The sequence below is a fragment of the Pseudomonas sp. NPDC089392 genome (assembly GCF_044749595.1).
Lineage (GTDB): Bacteria > Pseudomonadota > Gammaproteobacteria > Pseudomonadales > Pseudomonadaceae > Aquipseudomonas.
Map to the genome: position 1 here is coordinate 10,562 of NZ_JBIVIF010000029.1, position 18,224 is coordinate 28,785.

Consider the following 18,224-nt stretch of genomic DNA (forward strand, 5'->3'; position numbering starts at 1 on the left):
CGGTGTGTGTGCACCACCGGCCTGTACCGAACCACCGGTGTGTATGCACCACCGATCAATGTAGGAGCGGGTTCACCCGCGAATACGGTGGCGGCTGCAACGGTGAATGACCGGGGGATATTGGCCCGCAGGCCCGGCCCATTCGCGGGTAAACCCGCTCCTACAACGGCCTGTGCCGAACCACCAATGTGTGTGCACCCCCGGCCTGTGCCGAACCACCGATGTGCATGCGCCACCGGCCTGTGCCGAACCACCGATGTGCATGCGCCACTGGCCTGTGCCGAACCACCGATGTGCATGCGCCACCGGCCTGTGCCGAACCACCGGTGTGTGTGCACCACCGGCCTGTACCGAACCACCGGTGTGTATGCACCACCGATCAATGTAGGAGCGGGTTCACCCGCGAATACGGTGGCGGCTGCGACGGTGAATGACCGGGGGATATTGGCCAGCAGGCCCGGCCCATTCGCGGGTAAACCCGCTCCTACAACGGCCTGTGCCGAACCACCAATGTGTGTGCACCCCCCGACCTGTGCCGAACCACCGATGTGTGTGCACCCCCGGCCTGTGCCGAACCACCGATGTGCATGCGCCACCGGCCTGTACCGAACCACCGGTGTGTGTGCACCACCGGCCTGTACCGAACCACCGGTGTGTATGCACCACCGATCAATGTAGGAGCGGGTTCACCCGCGAATGCGGTGGCGGCTTCAACGGTGAATGACCGGGGGATATTGGCCAGCAGGCCCGGCCCTTTCGCGGGTAAACCCGCTCCTACGTCGGGCAGGCCAGCCGTGGGTCAAATATACGGCGCCTCATACGCATTCAACTGTTCCACAAACCGCCAATGGCTCTTCTTGCCAAACCCCATCAACCGCTTCAACCGGATATCCCACTGCATGTGATGATTGGCAATCCACGGCAACGCAAACAGGTGCGCCCCGCGCCACGGAATAAACGGGTTGCGCCGCAGGCTGGCATAGATCTCGACGCGGTGGCTGGCCTGGTGGCTGGCGCAGCGGGCATGGAAACCAGAGGTGTCCGCCACCACCAGGGTGTTGGCCGGTACGGCAAAACGGCGTGGCGGGGGCAGGCCGAGGGCGGCCAACTCAGGCTCATCAATGCGGAACGAACCCTCACGGTGCATCTGCTCGCTGGAACGCGCCGCACCCAGGCTTTGGCGGTACTCCCAGGCCAAACGCTCCGGCGTCAGGCGGTGCGACCCCGGCACATAACTGAACGGCCCCTGGTCATCCGCCACATCGTCCAGAAACAACCAAGCCTTCGCCGTAGGGTGGAATGTGTCGGCATGCAGGCGGGTTTGCGGATCCTGGTCGGCATTGGCCGCGTCAATCACGATCGACTGCAACTGGTAGGTAATGCCACCGGTATTGGACGACGCATACGCAATCAGGTCGCGCACACCCCGGTCGGCCACAAACGCCGCACTGGCCGGGTTGCCCGCCAGCACGTCCTGGTCAAGGCTGACCCGGCGGGTAACCGCACGGCCCTGGCGCATTTCCCAACCGGTGCTGCGCAATGCGCCCAGCTCGGCACGCAAAGCCGCGAACTGCTCGGCAGGCAGGGCGTTTTCACGGATGAAAAAACCGTTCTGCTCAAAATGCTCGCGCTCGGCAGCATCCAGCCGCGACGCCAGCGCGTTACGGCGGTAACCGGCCATGGCCATCGCCAACTGGCGGCGCTGCACATGCAGGCCCAGGGCATTGAGCCGTGCACTGCCAAGCACCGGGTTGTTCTCGAACGACTTGGCATGGGTGGCCAGTTGCATGCAATGCCAGGGGAGTGCCGCGTAGCGGCCGATGTCCTTGATCGAAACAGGCATGTTCTAGTCCTTTGATGGGGCCAGTGGCCGGCCGCAGCCGAGCATGGTCCGGGTATAGTTGAGCAACGGCGCCACTCGCCGATGGGCCGCGCGCGCCGGGTGTGGCGCGCTGAGGCAGGCGAGGGCGTGCCAGGCATCGCAGGGCAAGTTTTGCTGGGCGTCGGCATAGCGCGCATAGCGCAACAAGGCGCCGGCTACCAACTGGTCCAGGGTCAGGCGCCGGGTACGGCGCGGCAGTGGCTGGTGGTCCTCGGTCAGGCCCCAGCCGGCATAGAACGGCGTGCCATAGGTGACAACCGGCACACCGCGCAGCAAGGCTTCGAAACCGGCAGTAGAGCTTAAGGTATGCAGCGCGTCGACCTGGCCATACAGGCCGGCGATGTCCACGCCCGCCAGCACCTGGTCGGCCAGCCCCACCAGCTGTGCCGGGGCGATCTGCCCACGGCGCTTGCCCGCTTCCACGTCGGGGTGCGGCTTGTACAAAACCCACGCATCGGGCAACTGCGCACGCACCTGTTGCAGCAGGCGCAGGTTGCACCCCGCACCGCCGCCACTGCACAACGCCGAGGCATCGTCCTCTACCTGGCCCACCACCAGCACCCGCCGCTGGCCCGGCTGCCCCAGCAGGGCCGGCCGCACGCTGCTGCGCAGGTTGAACTTGCTGGCGCCGCTGGCAACGATCTGCGCCCGCAGGCGCGCTGCTTCGGCCAAGGTTGCGGCATCGAATTCACCGTGCTGCAACAGCTGCTCCAGGTCGCTGCCGGACTGCGCGTCGTAATGAATGCCACCCCGGTCCAGCACCAGCGACAGCGCCGGGCTGTTGCTGGCGCCCAGCCCGGTGGAACGCAAGAAACCATCCTCGACCCGCCACAGTGGTAAACCCGCCTGGCGCGCCCGTTCGGCAAGCCCTGCCGGCTCACGCGCAGCCCACACCAGCAGCCGGCCCTGTTCGGCTGCCACCTGGCGCACCAGTTGCGGCCCGTCCACGGCAAAGCGCAATTGCCCCCAACGGCTTTCAAAGAAGCGCCGAATGTTGTGCTGCTTGTGCCGCTTCACGCCCAATACCGTGGTGGGGCCGGCAAACGTCGCGTCGCAGGCCTTCTTGCTGGCCAGCTGGCGGGCAACGGTCAAGGCATCGGTCAGCTGGCCGGTCAACGGGTCGACATAGCGGCAGTAGCGTACATAAGCCGCCGCCACCAGTTGCACCAGGTCTGGGCGGGCCTGGCGCCGGGGGATGGCCATGCGGTCATCGGTCAGCCCCCAGCCAGCGTAGAACGGCAGCCCGAAGCAAGTCACCGGCACGCCCTGGATCAACGCCTCCAGCCCGGCCTGGCTGGTGCCCACGTACACCCGCCGGGCACGGCGGGCCAGTGACGCCCAGGCCACCGGCCGTGCCTCCAGCGTTACCCCACGGGCCCGCGCTGCATCCAGCAGGCAACTGGGCTTTTGCCCGCCCAGGCAGTCCGGGTGAATGCGCACGCGCACATCGGCGCCCGGGTTTTCTGCCAGGGCTTCATCCAGCATGCGCACATAGTCGGCTTCGCACAGCCCGCCACCGGGGATCGAATAGTCCCCAGCGGTCTGGTCCACCACCAGCACCAGCGGCCGCTCGCGGCCCAGCGGGTCGTCTGCGGGCAAGTCCTGGGCGTTGTTGTACTTGCCGATGCCCGTGCTGCGCATCAAGGCAATCAGTTCGCGGGCGCAGCCCAGCTCGTATTCGCTGAGGGCCTCGGGCTGCTGCAGGATGTTTTCCAGCAGCGAAGGCCGGTCGGCAAGGTAGTGAATGCCCACCGGGTCGACCACCATGGACATCGGCGTATCGCCCTCGATGCCCAGCGAGGACGAGCGCAAAAAACCGTCCTCCAGCGCAATGTAGGGCAGCCCCCAGCGCTGGCACAGCACCCGGGCATGGGCGGACGACTGCTTGTAGCCGATACCGGCAATGGCCTTGAGCCCCTTGGGCGCCTTGCGGCCGCGGCGCCACAGCCAGAAGGGCGGGCCTTCGGGGCCGAGAAACTGCGGCAGGTGCAGGACCTTCCAGGCCACCCATTGCGACATGATGCCGACCCAGCCGGTGCCGTTTACCAGGGCGTCGGGCGGTAAAAAACCTTCGGGTAGGTGGTGAATGGCACCGGCTTTGCCGGTGTTCGCGGGCAAGCCCGCTCCTACAGGGGGGGTGGCGACGAACACTACACAGCCCGCCACATATTGCGCACCGGCGGGAACGGCACCCAGCGCTTGCGGCGCAGGGCAAAGCCGTTGTGCAGGTACAAGCTTTGCGCCCGTGCGTTGGCCAGCGGTACTTCCAGCTCCACCTGGGCAAAGCCCAAGGCTGCAGCATGTGCGCAGCACGCCTGCACCAGCGCCGACCCCACGCCATGCTGGCGCGCAGCCTTGCTCACCCGCAGCCCATACAGCAAGAACGGGTAGCGCCACTCACGCCATTCGCTCAGGCAAAACCCGGCAAACCGCAGCCAGCCACACACCACGCCGAACTCTTCAACAAACGGCCGCCAGTGCAAGGCAAACGGCCCACGCCGGCCATGCTTGAGCGCGGCAAAGCCCAGCGCCTGCTCGCCGTCGAAGGCCAGCAGCACGCGGTCCCAGTGGATAGCCGCCCCCAGCAGGCGATAGCGGCAAGCGGTATTGCCAATCAGAAACGCCAGCGACCCACGCCCCTCGGCCAGCAAGCGGGCCAGGGCAGGGTCTGCGGCGCGCTCCGGCGCCAGGTCCGATCCCAGTACGATACGCACCACGCTGTCAGGCTACCCCGGCGGCGGCGGGCGAGTGCTGGGCCGGCGCAGGCGCCTGGGCATGGGCCAGCAAGGTGCTGGACAACTGCTGCACCGCCAGCGCACGGGCACGGCTGCCCGGCTGGCGCCGGTTGGACCAGATCAGGTAGTCGGTGTCACCCGCTGGCGCGCCAATCACCTGGTACACCTCGGGCAAGATCGGCACATGGTCGCCAAAGAAGCACAGCAGCGCCTCGTTCGGCTGGGCCATCAGCGTTTCGCGCAGCATGCCCAGCATGCGGTCGGCATTGCCGATATGCCGCAGGTAGGGCGCCAGGTCCTGCATGCCCGGTTGCAGCGGGCGGTCGAACCAGGCGGGCAGTTCGTGCGCGGCCACGCTTTCCAGGTGCAGCGGGCCGTGGTTCTCCATGGTTACCGCATGGATGAACAGCGGCTGGGTACGGCCCGGCGCCTGCAGCAGTTCACGGATCTTGTCCGCCACCGCACAGTCACCAATGAACGGCCCGGCCTTTTGCGACGCGTTGAACGCCCGCACATCGATGAACTCATCAAAGCCCAACGCCGGCAGCACCTTGTTGCGCCCATAGAAACCACCGTCGTACGGGTGGATGCAGATGGTGCGATAACCCTGCGCCTTCAGCCTGGAGGCGATGCTCGGCAGGCCTTGGCGGGCCAGCACGCGGTACGGGTTGAAACGGTGCACCCCCAGCCGGTCGGCCGGAATGCCGGTAAGGTAGGCAAATTCGGTACGCACCGTGTTGGCCCCCCACGCCGCCACCTGCAGCTTGCCCCGGGCCAGCGCCTGGCTGGCCAACAGGTCGTACTGGTCGAGCACTTGCGGGCGCACACCCGGCCACAGATCGCGCACATCGAAAAACGACTCGCTCTGCACCGAGACCAAGTCTGGCAGCGCCCCAGCCTGCCCGCAGGCACCCTGCGACGGCCCACTGGCCGATGTAGGAGCGGGCTTGCCCCGCGAAGAGGCCGGCACAGGCACACCGCCAAACGGCGACCCCAACCCAGCCCGATCCACCGGCGCCCGCGCCGCCCAGAAGTACCGCCACAAACTGGCCGCCAACCCCCAGCCGCGCACATCCCGCTCAGCATCAAAACTCGGCTGCACCCGCCGATGCCCCAACCGCAACAACCCCAGCCCCACCGCCAACGGCAGCAGTGCCTCAAGCCGCGCCCCCGGCACCTCGAAGCTCAACCCCGCCCACAGGTACACCAAAAACCCCACCGCCAGCGCCGCCGCCTTGCCAAACCCGAAAAACGGCAAATACAACCGCGGAAATTTCACCGCATCGCTGAAGTACTCAAAGTCGGCACACACAAACGGCTCGCGCAGCGAGTGGTACTTGGAATTGCTCACCAACACGATCAGCAGCCACAGCAACAGCAGGTTCACCCCACTGAACAACGGCCGCGCCGTCAGCGCATACAACAGCCCAAGCCCAACACACCACAGCCCGGCATGCAGCAGCCAGCAATCGGCCGGCCGACGCAGGGCCGGGCGGGGGATCAGCAGGCGCTCGACCGCCACGGTCAAGCCCAGGCCGATCACTGCAACCGGCAACAAGGAAACGTCAATCACTGTACTTCAGCCCACGCAGGATCATCGAAGAAAGCCACTGCGGGATAAGCCCCAGCAGCCAGGTGCCCAGGTTGAGCGGGAACGGAAAACTGATACGCGCCTGGTTCGCAGCCAGCCCGCGCTTGATACGCCTGGCCGCTTTTTCGGCCGTCCACAAAAACGGTTTAGGCCCGGGCATTTCGAAGCACATCTTCGACTCCACATACCCCGGCACAATCACATTCACCTTCACCCCCTCCGGCGCCAGCCAGTCGCGAATGGCCTCGCCATACACGCGGATGGCCGCCTTGCTGGCGCTGTAGGTAGGCGTGACCGGCAAGCCGCGCCAGCCCGCCAGCGAGCTGAACAGCGCGATCTGCCCGTTGCCACGGCTGCGCATGGCCGGCAGGGCGGCCTCGACGGTAGCCAGGGCGGCCATCACGTTCACTTCCAGCAACGCGCGGCTGTCGTCCCAGTTTTCCGGTTCGCCATTGGCACCCACAGCCGTATTCAACCCCGCGCCCACCAGCACCAGGTCGGGCTGATGCGCGTCGCTAACCCGCCGCACCATCGCCCGCAGGGCATCCAAGTCGCGCACGTCGAGGGCTTCGAGCAGCACCTGGGCACCCAGGGCGCGGCATTGCTCGGCCATTTCGTCCAGGCGGTCGTTGCGCCGGCCTTGCAGAATCAGCGTCACGCCCGGGGCCGCATAGGCAGGCGCCAGCGCGCCGCCGATACCGCCCGTGGCGCCGGTGATGAGGATGCAGCGGGGTGAAGCGTGCGAACTCATAGGTATTTTTCGATTCTTGAGGTTTTCGCCATCAGCACTTCCAGGCAGTTGGCCACGGCCATGTCCATGCCGCAGGCGGTGTAGAAGCCGCCATTGACCTGGGTGGTGTGGATGACTGTATTGCGAAAACGTTGAAACAATGTGTTGTCGGGTGCCTCGGGCTGCTGCCAGAAGTCGTCCAGCCCGCCCTGGTGGGTAAGCCCCGGCATGGCGTAGATGGGCTCGGCCAACGTGCAGGTCGGGCGGTGGTGCAGAATCGCTGACGCGCCGGCAGTGCTGTTGACGGTGATCATACCGGTGATATGCGACAACAGCGTGGGCATGTGCCCGCTTTCCATGAAATCGACACGCTCGGCCACGTCATACTTGCGCGCCAGCTGCTCGGTGACCTTGCGGTAATTCACCAGCCCCGGCGTCAACGGGTGGTTCTTCACCAGCAGGCGCGCATCGAAGGGCGCGTTGAGCGAGAACGAGTCGATCACGTGTTCGATCACCTGGGTCATGTTCTGGAACGGCGAGTGGTCGCGGATTTGCGCATCGCTGTCCAGCTGCAAGGGCAGCAGGAACGTGGGGTGCCGCTCACGGGCCGCTTCGGCCACCAGCGCGTCGTCGTGCACACGGGCGCGCAGCAGGCGCATGCCCTGGCGAATGAAGCCTGCGTACTCCATGGCCGCATTGAACGGTGCATGGGTGCGGTACCGCGGAAAGCACAGCCGGTTCAGCGCGCCGCCAGCGTGGTACAGCACATCGTGGGTGGCACGGGCGGCGAACGACAGCTTGAACGGGTTGCCATTCTGATAGCGCGGTATGTGCTTGCCTACATCGCGGTACCACTGCGGGTCACGTGGCAGGCGCGAGTTGTTGTTCACCCCGTCGCGCTCCAGCGTCACCCAGTAGGGCCGGAAGTAGCCTTCCTCGAACACATGCACCCGAATGCCCGACAGCCGCGCCAGGGCCACCGCCGGGCGATGCACCGGGCGGCAGTCACCAAACAGCACCAGGTCGGTGATGTCCAGCTGGCTGAACACCTGGGAATACCAGGCGTCCATGTCTTCCGGGCGGTGCGGGCAGGTCAGCTGCGCGCCACCGGGGCCATACAGGGCGTCACCGACATTGAAGCGCACGCTGTGCACCCGCTGGCCGATATCACGCAGCCCCTTGGCAAGGCGGCTGAAGAAGGGTGAGCTAACACCCTGCAGAAACAGAAAATTGTGTGTAGGGATACGCAGCAGCGGACCACGCGTCGCCCTTGCATTCAGTTGGTCGGGCGCTTCATGCCCAACAAACTGCTCAAGCGTCGTTTCAAGTCCTGCCATCGGGAGGGAGCTCCAGGCTGCGGTAAGGCGTGCCAATTTTGTAGTTCGTATAAGGTTTGTTCGGCAGTGGTAAAGCGGTTGGTCACCAGGCTGACGTAGGTGGGGTAGAGCAGCAGCGTGCCGGCCACCAACTGGTCCAGCGTGAGTTGCCGGCTGCGCCGCGCCTGCACCGGTGCTTGCAGGTCCAGGTCACGTGTCAGCCCCCAACCGGCGTAGAACGGCTGGCCATAGGTGGTCACCGGCACACCGCGCAGCAGGGCCTCAAAGCCCGACTGCGAAGTAAGCACATGCAATTCGTCGACCACTTCCAGCAACTGCTGCAGTGGCGTATCGCCAATCACTTCATCGCACCAGTGCACGGTTTGCGCTTCGTCGTCGCCACGGGCGCGGGTACCGGCCAGCACCTCGGGGTGCGGCTTGTACAACACCCACGCATCAGGGTTTTGCTCACGCACCGCGCGCAGCAACTGCAGGTTGCTGCGGATGCGGTTGCCACCAAAGCGGATCGACGCATCGCCCTCCACCTGGCCAGGCACCAGAATCACCCGTTGCGCATGCGCCGGGCGCTGCCAGCTGGCGCCGGGCAAGTTGTACTTGGTCAGCCCCGCCGCGCAAATGGCCAGGCGCAACGCCTGTGCGCGGGCCAGCAACTGCGCGTCGAACGGCTCGTCGAGCAGAATGCGCTCCAGGCGCGAAGGCCGGGTGGCGTCGTAGTAGATGCCCAGGTCATCGACCACCCACGACAACGGCCGCGCCTTGCCGGCACCCAGGCCGACCGAACGCAGAAAGCCGTCTTCCACCCGGTTGACCGGCAGTGGGTGGGCAGTGAGGTCGGTGTCGTGCTTGCAGCCCCAGGACACCACCGGCACGTCTTGCGCCAGCGGTTGCTCGGGCTTGACGAAACGAATGGCCGCGCCATTGAAAAACAGGTTGGCCAGCGGCTCTTTCCAGCGGCTGAAGCCCAGCATTTGCACGGCCTGTGGCAGCACACTGCGGTGCCGACGTTGCAGGCCCAGCCAGTTGATCAGCACCTCTGGCGTGCATGGCTCGCCACGTTCCGGGCACACATAGCGCGGGTAAGCCACCAGGCTGGCATGCACCAGCTGCGCCAAAGGCACGGGCTGGCGCCGCGAAGGCGCCGGCAAGCGGTCATCGGTCAGCCCCCAGCCGGCATAAAACGGCATGCCCCAGGTGTGCACCGGCACATCCCAAAGCAGGGCGTCGAAGCCCAGTTGCGACGTCATCACGAACACCGCACGCATGCGCGGCAGCAGGTCGGCCGGGTGAATATTGCGTGCCAGCACGCGCACGCGCGGGTTGCTGGCCAGCGCCGCCAGGTCGAAGTGCCCGGACTTGCGCCCGGCCACCACGTCGGGGTGCACCTTGAGCACGATGGTGCTGTGCGGGTAGCGCGCCAACGCCGCATCCAGCATGGCCCGGAAGTCATCGGCGCTTGCGCCTTGCAACGAGGCATCGCCACAGGTCTGGTCGGCCACCAGCACGCAGTCCGCCGGCAATGCTGGCAGCTCGATGCGTGCGTCGTTGTATTTCGACACCCGTTGTTGCTGCCACAGGCTGCGCAGCGCCAGGACACGTTGGGTTTGCTCGGTGTCGAGGGGGGTGGCGATCAGCTGTTCGAGGCGGGATGGCTGGGAGGCGTCGTAGTACACGCCGACGTCATCGACGATCAGTGACAGGGGCGGCTCGTCGGCGCCCAGGCCTACCGAGCGGATGAAGCCGTCTTCCAGGGTGAGGACGGGTTTGCCAGCCTTCAGCGCCTCGGCCATAGCCTTGATAGCGCTTGGCTTGCGGCCCCAGGCCATTACCCAGTCAGCGAGCTCGACATCGCGCACGGCACCGTTTTGCAGCGCGAATTCGGGCAGCAATGCAGGCAACGTACTGATCCGCTGGGCTCCTTTTGACAGGACCAGCAAGCGAGGGCGGGGCGAAGCGTCGTCCATAAACGAGGAGCGGCATCCATTCAGCAAAGGGGCGGCAGGGGCCAATAGCCCTGCGGGTCCGATCGAAATAAAAGACGGCGAATCTTAATACAAATTCACTTTTGTAGGCGCGCCGTTGGGCAAAATTCACGAAAAGAAATTAGACGATCTGTGCAAATGCTGATCTATGCCATCAAATTGATATCTAATCCCGGCAAACTCCCTGAAATCGCATGCGTCACGCGCCTTGGTGTAGGAGCGGGCTTGCCCGCGAAGATTCTTGGCTCCTAGATGTAAAATCCCATCTATTTCCGATCCAGCAACCCCAGCAAATAGGTGTATTTTTCCAGCAGCAACGGCATCCGGTCGCGCTCCCGATATTCCGCGACTGTCTCTGGGCGCAGGCAGTGGAACAGCGCTGTGAGTAGAAACACATAGCGTAGGTTCCCCAGCGCCTGGTCAATGTCAAATCGCTCCGGCAGCGCGGTGCGATAGGTCTCGATGAACTCAGTTTGCGCCGCCAGGAACACCTTCATGTCTTTGCGGCGGAACAAACTGCCCAGGTAGGCCCCGCCATCAAAACCAACCCGCCCAACCTTGACCTCGCTCCAATCGATCAGGTGCAGTTGTCCCTTATCCATGAAAAGGTTCTTCTGCAGGTAATCCATATGGCTGATGCAGTGTGGACTACGCCGGGCTTCGGCTGCCATCCTTCGAGTCAAAGGCACGAAAGCCTTGAAGCGCTCAGCGAGGCCGGCAAAGCGATCGTCTTCGAGTCCGAGTTGTACAAGTGTCGGCAAGCAGCGGGAAAAGTTGAACCGTGGGCGCAGAAGGAACCATGGCCTGAAGAAATCCATACTCCATAGCAGAGGGGCTTTTCTGAGCGGCTGTGCTTGCAAGTAGTCATGGCTGAGCGCCTCGATCTCGGTGATGCCTAGTGCCAATTGCCTTCCAATCCTGTGCATGCGAGGCGGCTTGCCGCGAACGAACTCGGTGAAGATCAAGCTTTCGCAAGGCGTCTCGATCACGCCCAGACAGGAGGGATAGTTGAAGTGCGTGCTGCCCGTCAGTATCCCGTCAGCGCGATGAAAGCGCGCCTCTTGGCTACCGATGAGCGCTACCTTGCGAATCGATTTTTCCACCACCTCCACAGGTTGCCCCGTGCACGGGTCCAGGAAGCGATGGTGGCGTACGTAATTTACGAATGAGGCATTCCCGCCCAGCACCTCGGTGGTGATCTCTAGCGGCATGTCGCACCAATGGGGCCTCAAAGCTCTCAAGTGGTCTTCGATAGTGGTGCGCTGCCAGCGGTACAGTGTCTTGCTAGGCAGATGCTGGCTTTCAGGAGGGTTCATAACATCCATGCTGGCAATGCCATACGTCCAATTTCACGCTGTCAAGGAAGGCTATGCTGCTGTAACAGAGCGTTGTGCACAATGAAAAATTCACAGTAATCCCTTGATTTGTAGGTGTCGATGAGGGAGGGAGTACTGAGAGAGAAAGCTTCTTCCGTACTGCTGGTGGTGTAGGACTGGGCTTCTGTATGCGCCATCATCACCTACTCAAACTTAATCCTCATTGGCCCGCCAGTTAGGTCAAGACGGCAGATTCGGCTTCACGGCAGGGCCCGGAAGCCAATGGCGCGTAGATGAGCCTATATCAAGGGGCGGTAGGGTGAGTCTCTATTGATTGAGTAGGATTCTTCCTGCAGACAAAATCGATGACCTTATCAGCAATTGAGAAGCTGAGCTCGCTGTCGGGGGGCAACCATGCCCCGTCGCCGTCACTGCAACGTCTAAAGTCGTGTGAGCGTAGCGCTGTCAAGCGATCAGTCTGAGGCTTTGCTCGGCCTCCATCAGTCAGATTGTCGTCCAATGCGCTTCGCCACGCTTTGCTTGCTGCTACAAAAACCTTACCATTCGCGGCTTCGCATATATTTAGCTGTCGTCAGGGACGAAAATGAATCACCTCAGCATCGCCAAAGAAGCCCTTATTGCTCAGGCCCAAGCCGTTAATCAACTGGCTGATCGCTTGGACGGCGAGTTCCAGAGCGCCGTTGAACTGATCCTCGGTTGCAAAGGCCGCACAGTGGTCTGTGGCATGGGTAAGTCCGGGCTGATAGGCCAGAAAATGGTCGCTACTTTCGCCTCCACAGGTACCCCCAGCTTCTTCCTGCACCCAGCTGAAGCTTTCCACGGTGATCTGGGCATGCTTAAGCCGATCGATGTGCTGATCCTCATCAGCTACAGCGGTGAGACCGAAGAGCTGATCAAGCTGATTCCGAGCCTAAAGTCGTTCGGTAATAAGATCATTGCAATGACAGGGAACGGAAAGTCTACTTTGGCCAAGCACGCAGACATCTGGCTCGATATTTCGGTTGAGCGTGAAGTCTGTCCGAACAATTTGGCGCCTACCACCTCGACCCTTGCGACCATGGCCATGGGGGACGCGTTGGCGGTAGCTCTGATTGAAGCTATCCAGTTCAAGCCGATGGACTTCGCACGTTATCACCCCGGTGGTAGCCTGGGGCGCAAACTGTTGACTCGTGTTTGTGACGTCATGCATTCGCCGGCTCCGGTGGTCTCCCCCGCTACTAGCTTTCATGATTGTTTGCTAGTTATGACACGCAGCCGCTTGGGCATGGCCGTGGTGATGGATAATGAGAAGCTGGTGGGCATTGTTACCGATGGCGATTTGCGCCGGGCGTTACTGGATGATGAAAGTATTGTTCAGGCCACTGTTGATCAGTTTATGACTGGCAGCCCTCATACTATTCAAGAGGACTCTCAGCTCTCGGAGGCCGAAGCTTACATGCTTGATAATAAAATCCGTGCGTTAGCAGTAACGGATGCTGGCGGAGTAGTGGTTGGGGTTGTTGAGATATTTGATTGATTTATATTTTATCGGTGCGTTAAAAAAAACGGGGAATTGATCCCCGTTTTCCAGTTAATAAGCTTTACCTGTTTGGTAATAGTTTTCGAAGCAGAAGTTGGTCGCGTCGATGTAGCCTTCGGCGCCACCGCAGTCGAAACGCTTGCCCTTGAACTTGTAGGCGATCACGTTGCCTTCGGCTGCTTGCTTCATCAGCGCGTCGGTAATTTGGATCTCGCCACCTTTGCCCGGCTCGGTCTGTTCAATCTTGGTGAAGATGTCCGGGGTCAGGATGTAACGACCGATGATCGCCAGGTTCGACGGGGCGTCTTCAGGCTTCGGCTTCTCGACCATGTTGGTGACGCGGAAAATGTCGTCACGGATCATGTCGCCGGCGATTACGCCGTACTTGTTGGTTTCCTGCGGGTCGACTTCCTGGATGGCGACGATCGAGCAGCGATAGCGCTTGTACAGCTCGACCATCTGCGCCAGCACGCCGTCACCGTCGAGGTTGACACACAGGTCGTCCGCCAGGACAACGGCAAACGGCTCGTCGCCGATCAGCGGGCGGCCGGTGAGGATGGCGTGGCCCAGGCCTTTCATTTCGGTCTGGCGGGTGTAGGAGAACGAGCACTCGTCGAGCAGGCGACGGATACCGACCAGGTATTTTTCCTTGTCGGTGCCCTTGATCTGGTTTTCCAGCTCGTAGCTGATGTCGAAGTGGTCTTCCAGGGCGCGCTTGCCACGACCGGTGACGATGGAAATTTCGCTCAGACCCGCATCCAATGCTTCTTCAACGCCATACTGGATCAGTGGCTTGTTGACCACAGGCAGCATTTCCTTGGGCATGGCTTTGGTGGCTGGTAGGAAGCGGGTTCCATAGCCAGCGGCGGGGAATAGGCATTTTTTGATCATCATGATTCATTGCTATGGTTGAAATGTATTGGTCGGATGCTGTTAAAATCTTGAATGATTTTTAAGTATTTAGCATGGCCGGTGCATTTGTATTTCTGGTAAAGAATGTATATTCTATTTCTTTTTGAGTCAAGTGTGGGGGCTGATGTGCGGGTTTTGACGGTTAAAGAATATGCAATTCTCAAAGGCGCTAGCTTTGAGGAAATAAAAATTCCAAGTGCTCAGTCACTGGTTGAGAAATATGGGGCGCGGTTCTCATCATCGTTTTCGCATGGATCGCTAACAGTGGCGCGCCTGAAAAACGTTCGTTTTTACAAGTCGCATGGGCTGGTTGTGACTGAAGAGGGATGGATCCTGCGTGATACAATGCTCGATGAGCATAGTAATACGATGGCGGAAAAAGTATCGAAAGGTGCGTTTGAACTTGGTGGGAAATGTGCGAGCGTTATAAGTGAGCCAGCTGCAGTGATTGGTGGGCAGCAGAACTTTTATCATTGGCTGTTTAATTGGTTGTCAAAGTTTACTGCGTTGACAGGTTCCGGGTATTGGCCAGAAGTAAAAAGTTTAGTGCTTAATGGGCCGATCGAGCGCTTCCAGTGGGAAACACTATTCAAGCTGGGCGTGAGCGGTGGGAAAAACTGTCATTTTGTTCAGAGCAATGAGCCTGTTCTGATTGAAGATGCCATTGTGCCGACCTTGTTTTCAAATCCAATTCATTCTTTGGGGCATGTTAACTGGCTTAAAAATCTTCTTTCTACGGATGAGAAAGTATTCGGCGTCGGTGAACGAGTATACATTTCTAGAAAGGATGCGATTAAAGGTAATCGCCAGATTTTGAATGAAGACGCCTTAATTTCTTTACTTGAAAAGTATGACTTTTCGATTGTAAGGTTGGGCGATCTTACTCTCAAGCAGCAAGCAAGTGTGTTTAAATTCGCGAGATTTGTAGTGGCTCCCCATGGTGCTGGCTTGGCAAATGTGATACATGCGCAGCCTGGTGCTTGTTTCCTAGAGATGCAGGCAAAAGATGCCTACACGCAGGTGTTTTGGTCGTTGGGGCTTTTGTCCAACGCTGAACGCTACGATATCTTGGCTTGTGAGAGTTCCGGTGATTTTATTCCATATCAAAAACATATTGAAATTGATCTGGTGCGGCTTGAGCAAGTAATTGTAGAAAAATGGGGGCTAGTAGCTAGGTCGTAATCGAGTTTGGTGAAAATCATTAGATTGACTTGCTGTTGAAGTGACCGATTGAGCAGTCGTCGGTCACTTCTACGGTAGGAGGTAAGTTTTTAGCGCTTGCTGATGAATTTGCTAGAGTTATTGCTTGGCTTAGCTAGTTCTATCTTCCTGGGCTGCTGCCCACCAGCGCTCAAACAAAGGATCCATGCTGTCATCATCGAATTCTACCCTCTCGGCCTCTCTTCGATCCCATATGATCCCCTCGCGTACGAGTTTGGCGGGCGAGCCAGCAACAATGCATGATGGGGGGAATTCTTTGCCTTGGATGAAGGATGAAGCTCCGACAACGGAGTTTCTTGATATTCTCGTTCCTTTACTGATTAGCGCTGCTTGTCCTATCCATACGTGATCAGCAATTGAGATGCTGTTGGCTGGGTTCATGCGCTCGCCAGTCTCAACGCTATAGATCCCATGAGCGTCAGTTGTCCGGATCTGCACATTGTATGAGAGCATGCAGTCCTCTCCGATTGATACATTTGTAGCATGATCGGCTAGTATGTAGGCTCCTTCAATGCTAGTCCCTTTTCCAATCTTGATCGTGCTACCGTTTTTAATTCCGATAGATAAATTTCCAATTCGGAAAGGATCCATGTCAAATCCTCCATGATCACCATCAATAGTGATTTTGAGGGAGTCGACACGGCGAAGATTAGTTATCTTGACGTAGTTGTTGTTTCCATTTACATAAATTTGGATGTTGCCTTTAGCATCGTCAGGGATGTCAAAGATATTGCCCGACCCGTTGTCTAAGATTTTTATCGGCATGTTTAGAATTCCTAGATGGTTGGGTTTTTTTGTTTTAGGCTCATTATTGTGCCATCCTGTGCATAACTTTTGCGTAGTCTAAAGCGGAGCTTAAAACGCCGCCTTTACCCTGTGCGAAAAGTATCGAGTCAGCAACCTCACGAAATGCACCGGAGCCCCCTGAAGAAGTAAGGGTGTAGTTCGCTGCAGCTTTGACATAAACTGGTGCATCCGCCACCGCAAATGAAATTCCGCAGGCCTCGAATGCTGGTAAATCGATGCAGTCATCACCAATACATGCTGTTTGGTTCGCTGTAACACCTGCTTCTGACATTAGCTTATTGCAAGCGGTTAGCTTGTCTTTTACGCCGAATTGGAATAGCGACACTCCTAGATCTGCAACCCTTTTTCGAAGAGCAGCAGAATCTCGCCCAGAAAGTACTGCCACTCTCACGCCATTTTCTTCGAGGAGTCGCATGCCCATGCCATCTCGCACATGAAAGCGTTTAAAGCATTCTCCGGTAGCGTCGTAGTAAATCCCGCCGTCAGTTAATACGCCATCGACATCTGTTATAACTAACCTAACGTCAGAAAGAGCCGGTTTTGGCGAGGGTGTCAATCCGGCCATCAATGCGCGCACCTTTTCGAGGCACTCAGGAGTATCTACGCCGGGGCTGGTTGGTTCTATTTTGAAAGCTCGTATGCAGTAGCCGCTAGCCATTAAGCGCAATTGCTCCAGCTTTTCAGCATGTTCAATCATCGGTTGAGGTAGGCGACTGTATTCACCAAGTATCTTCCGACGGTATGCGTAAACACCGATATGTTTAAGATAGGTCGCCGCTTCACTATCTCGAGCGTAGGGGATTGGCGATCTACTAAAATATAATGCATTGCCGTTTTCAGCTAGCACTACCTTAACTGTGTTAGGGTTGTTTGCTTCGTGCGCGTCTATTGAATGGCATAAGGTTCCTATGCTGACATTATCATCGGCCAGCATGCCTCTCGCAAGTTGCTCGATATCGCCTGGTCGTACTAAAGGCTCATCACCCTGAAGATTTATAAATATATCTGCATCTATTTGAGTCATGACTTCAGCTAGTCGATCTGTACCTGATGGATGATCAGGTGATGTCATGATGCATTCACCACCAAATGCGCGCACAGCATCGGCAATTCGTTCGTCATCGGTAGCAATGATTACAACATGCGCATTACTGACTTGAAGCGCCCGTTCGTAGACGTGCTGCACCATGGGTTTGCCAGCTATTTCAGCAAGCGGTTTACCTGGCAAGCGAGTCGAACCGTAGCGTGCAGGTATGACGATTGCGACCCGCTCTTCAGAAACTGCCATGTGTACCATCCTCGTTAATCAGGTCTTTCTCACGAAATATTTAGCTGAGGGAACGACTTGATCAAGTCGTCCAGCGCTTTGATTTGCGCCAAGAACGGCTCCAGTTTGTCTAGTGGCAGCGCACTTGGACCATCACACTTAGCAAGATCTGGGTTTGGGTGGGCCTCTAGAAAGAGACCGGCCAAACCAACTCCCATTCCCGCTCGGGCAAGATCTACAACTTGTTCGCGACGACCACCGGAGGCGGCGCCAGATGGATCGCGATTCTGGAGGGCGTGAGTCACGTCAAAGATGATAGGGAGATCGTCGCAGGTTCGCTTCATCACACCAAAGCCAAGCATGTCTACAACTAAATTATCGTACCCCATGCAGGAGCCGCGATCGCACAAGATCAACTGATCGTTACCTGCCTCCTTAAACTTGTGAACGATATTTTGCATTTGTGAAGGGCTAAGAAATTGAGGCTTTTTGATATTAACTGGCTTTCCAGTCTTGGCTAGTGCAACGACCAAGTCAGTTTGGCGTGCTAGGAATGCAGGTAGTTGGAGTACATCAGCGACTTCGGCAACTGCACTTGCTTGATAAATTTCGTGCACATCGGTGATAATCGGGACGCCGAACTCAGCCTTGATTTTTTCAAAGATTCGCAGGCCTTCCTCCAAGCCTGGGCCGCGATATGAGTGAATGGAGGAGCGATTAGCTTTGTCGAAGCTAGCCTTAAAAACGTAAGGAATTCCTAGCTTTTCGGTCACGCGCACGTATTCCGCGCAGGCAGTGCGAGCAAGTTCTTCGGATTCTAGTACATTGATGCCACCGAAAAGAACGAAAGGAGACGAATTCGAACATTGGATGGTTTGATTAATTTTGATCATAAGAAAATTCTCCA

The 18,224-nt window shown here is 59.1% G+C and carries 14 protein-coding genes; 2 read left to right on the forward strand and 12 right to left on the reverse strand.

The annotated features are described in order from the left end of the window. Positions 1–799: 799 nt before the first annotated feature. The 8 genes from ACIP1G_RS21820 to ACIP1G_RS21855 all read right to left on the reverse strand — a co-directional run bounded on the left by ACIP1G_RS21820 (position 800) and on the right by ACIP1G_RS21855 (position 11,579). Complete coding sequence (locus ACIP1G_RS21820) at positions 800–1,843, reverse strand: phytanoyl-CoA dioxygenase family protein (protein ID WP_400740696.1); 1,044 nt, start codon at positions 1,841–1,843, stop codon at positions 800–802. A gap of 3 nt (positions 1,844–1,846) precedes the next feature. Continuing rightward, positions 1,847–3,970, reverse strand: coding sequence for a capsular polysaccharide biosynthesis protein (locus ACIP1G_RS21825; RefSeq protein WP_400740792.1), 2,124 nt, complete (start codon positions 3,968–3,970; stop codon positions 1,847–1,849). A gap of 62 nt (positions 3,971–4,032) precedes the next feature. Then, a complete protein-coding gene (locus ACIP1G_RS21830) occupies positions 4,033–4,599 on the reverse strand; it encodes a GNAT family N-acetyltransferase (RefSeq protein WP_400740697.1) in 567 nt (188 codons plus the stop codon). Positions 4,600–4,603: 4 nt separating this feature from the next. Continuing rightward, on the reverse strand, positions 4,604–6,175 hold the full coding sequence (locus ACIP1G_RS21835; protein WP_400740793.1) for a sulfatase-like hydrolase/transferase: 1,572 nt from the start codon (positions 6,173–6,175) through the stop codon (positions 4,604–4,606). 7 nt (positions 6,176–6,182) lie between these two features. Beyond that, positions 6,183–6,959: an SDR family NAD(P)-dependent oxidoreductase gene (locus tag ACIP1G_RS21840; protein ID WP_400740699.1), complete on the reverse strand. Its 777-nt coding sequence runs from the start codon at positions 6,957–6,959 to the stop codon at positions 6,183–6,185. Then, a complete protein-coding gene (locus tag ACIP1G_RS21845; RefSeq protein ID WP_400740701.1) occupies positions 6,956–8,275 on the reverse strand; it encodes a capsule biosynthesis protein in 1,320 nt (439 codons plus the stop codon). The genes ACIP1G_RS21840 and ACIP1G_RS21845 overlap by 4 nt, the downstream gene beginning before the upstream one ends. Then, a complete protein-coding gene (locus ACIP1G_RS21850) occupies positions 8,215–10,236 on the reverse strand; it encodes a capsular polysaccharide biosynthesis protein (RefSeq protein ID WP_400740702.1) in 2,022 nt (673 codons plus the stop codon). Before ACIP1G_RS21850 ends, ACIP1G_RS21845 begins: the two co-directional genes overlap by 61 nt. 284 nt (positions 10,237–10,520) lie before the next feature. Next, on the reverse strand, positions 10,521–11,579 hold the full coding sequence (locus ACIP1G_RS21855; RefSeq protein ID WP_400740703.1) for a phosphotransferase: 1,059 nt from the start codon (positions 11,577–11,579) through the stop codon (positions 10,521–10,523). Positions 11,580–12,174: 595 nt separating this feature from the next. On the opposite strand from ACIP1G_RS21855, the gene ACIP1G_RS21860 reads away from it, so the two are divergent. Then, positions 12,175–13,107 carry an SIS domain-containing protein gene (locus ACIP1G_RS21860; RefSeq protein ID WP_400740705.1) on the forward strand — a complete coding sequence of 311 codons (933 nt, stop codon included), beginning with the start codon at positions 12,175–12,177 and terminating at the stop codon, positions 13,105–13,107. A gap of 54 nt (positions 13,108–13,161) precedes the next feature. On the opposite strand, the gene galU is transcribed toward ACIP1G_RS21860, so the two are convergent. Then, positions 13,162–14,001: a UTP--glucose-1-phosphate uridylyltransferase GalU gene (galU, locus tag ACIP1G_RS21865; RefSeq protein WP_400740794.1), complete on the reverse strand. Its 840-nt coding sequence runs from the start codon at positions 13,999–14,001 to the stop codon at positions 13,162–13,164. A 105-nt stretch (positions 14,002–14,106) separates the two neighbouring features. Between galU and ACIP1G_RS21870 the strand changes: the two genes are divergently transcribed. Beyond that, a complete protein-coding gene (locus ACIP1G_RS21870; protein WP_400740706.1) occupies positions 14,107–15,204 on the forward strand; it encodes a glycosyltransferase family 61 protein in 1,098 nt (365 codons plus the stop codon). Positions 15,205–15,333: 129 nt separating this feature from the next. Here ACIP1G_RS21870 and ACIP1G_RS21875 read toward each other — a convergent pair whose 3' ends face one another. Genes ACIP1G_RS21875 through kdsA form a run of 3 tightly spaced genes read right to left on the reverse strand, consistent with a single transcriptional unit; the run spans position 15,334 to position 18,210 of the window. Next, complete coding sequence (locus ACIP1G_RS21875; protein WP_400740707.1) at positions 15,334–16,008, reverse strand: acyltransferase; 675 nt, start codon at positions 16,006–16,008, stop codon at positions 15,334–15,336. A 43-nt stretch (positions 16,009–16,051) separates the two neighbouring features. Continuing rightward, positions 16,052–17,338 carry a 3-deoxy-manno-octulosonate cytidylyltransferase gene (gene kdsB / locus ACIP1G_RS21880; RefSeq protein WP_400740709.1) on the reverse strand — a complete coding sequence of 429 codons (1,287 nt, stop codon included), beginning with the start codon at positions 17,336–17,338 and terminating at the stop codon, positions 16,052–16,054. A 29-nt stretch (positions 17,339–17,367) separates the two neighbouring features. Further along, positions 17,368–18,210 carry a 3-deoxy-8-phosphooctulonate synthase gene (gene kdsA / locus ACIP1G_RS21885; protein WP_400740711.1) on the reverse strand — a complete coding sequence of 281 codons (843 nt, stop codon included), beginning with the start codon at positions 18,208–18,210 and terminating at the stop codon, positions 17,368–17,370. Positions 18,211–18,224 lie beyond the last annotated feature (14 nt).

What these genes read in the sequence shown, in the direction of transcription:
- galU (WP_400740794.1), bottom strand. Translation starts at nt 14,001, where the DNA reads ATGATCAAAAAATGCCTATTCCCCGCCGCTGGCTATGGAACCCGCTTC.
- kdsB (WP_400740709.1), bottom strand. Translation starts at nt 17,338, where the DNA reads ATGGCAGTTTCTGAAGAGCGGGTCGCAATCGTCATACCTGCACGCTAC.
- ACIP1G_RS21840 (WP_400740699.1), bottom strand. Translation starts at nt 6,959, where the DNA reads ATGAGTTCGCACGCTTCACCCCGCTGCATCCTCATCACCGGCGCCACG.
- ACIP1G_RS21870 (WP_400740706.1), top strand. Translation starts at nt 14,107, where the DNA reads ATGTATATTCTATTTCTTTTTGAGTCAAGTGTGGGGGCTGATGTGCGG.
- kdsA (WP_400740711.1), bottom strand. Translation starts at nt 18,210, where the DNA reads ATGATCAAAATTAATCAAACCATCCAATGTTCGAATTCGTCTCCTTTC.
- ACIP1G_RS21875 (WP_400740707.1), bottom strand. Translation starts at nt 16,008, where the DNA reads ATGCCGATAAAAATCTTAGACAACGGGTCGGGCAATATCTTTGACATC.
- ACIP1G_RS21850 (WP_400740702.1), bottom strand. Translation starts at nt 10,236, where the DNA reads ATGGACGACGCTTCGCCCCGCCCTCGCTTGCTGGTCCTGTCAAAAGGA.
- ACIP1G_RS21820 (WP_400740696.1), bottom strand. Translation starts at nt 1,843, where the DNA reads ATGCCTGTTTCGATCAAGGACATCGGCCGCTACGCGGCACTCCCCTGG.
- ACIP1G_RS21845 (WP_400740701.1), bottom strand. Translation starts at nt 8,275, where the DNA reads ATGGCAGGACTTGAAACGACGCTTGAGCAGTTTGTTGGGCATGAAGCG.
- ACIP1G_RS21860 (WP_400740705.1), top strand. Translation starts at nt 12,175, where the DNA reads ATGAATCACCTCAGCATCGCCAAAGAAGCCCTTATTGCTCAGGCCCAA.
- ACIP1G_RS21855 (WP_400740703.1), bottom strand. Translation starts at nt 11,579, where the DNA reads ATGGATGTTATGAACCCTCCTGAAAGCCAGCATCTGCCTAGCAAGACA.